General features: G+C 78.3%; 1 pseudogene. It reads left to right on the top strand.

The features are described from left to right. A pseudogene (locus G3I78_RS50260) lies at positions 1-329 on the top strand (hypothetical protein); the annotation flags it as partial. Positions 330-396: the final 67 nt, after the last annotated feature.

Below are 396 nucleotides of genomic sequence, written 5' to 3'. Positions count from 1 at the left end.
AGCCGCTGCGCCCCCTCCTGGACGAGCACCGGGTGCTGTACGTCAGCAGCGCCAACCGCACCGGCCGGCCGCCCGCCGCCGACACCGCCGAAGCGCTGGCCGTGTTCCCCGCCGGCGTCCCCGTACTGCGGTCGCCCCACGCCCTCGACGAGCCGGCGGTCGGCCCGCCCCGGCGGGCGACGACCACCGTGGCGATGCACCCGGACGGCAGCCTGACGCTGCACCGCCACGGCGCCCAGGACCAGGCCCACCCGTACCCGGCCGACTACCTCGAGCATCTGCGTGCGCGGTACGCCGTCCCCGGCGGGCCCGGGGGTCCCCTTCCGTGAGTGCGCCCGCGCCCATGAGGAGCCGCCCGCGCAGCGCACCTGCCGATCCTGGTGTGCCGCCCGCACG

Source organism: Streptomyces sp. SID13726 (assembly GCF_010548375.1).
Lineage (GTDB): Bacteria > Actinomycetota > Actinomycetes > Streptomycetales > Streptomycetaceae > Streptomyces.
Note: the sequence above shows the minus strand (reverse complement) of the source record. Positions and strands in the feature narration are given on the sequence as shown.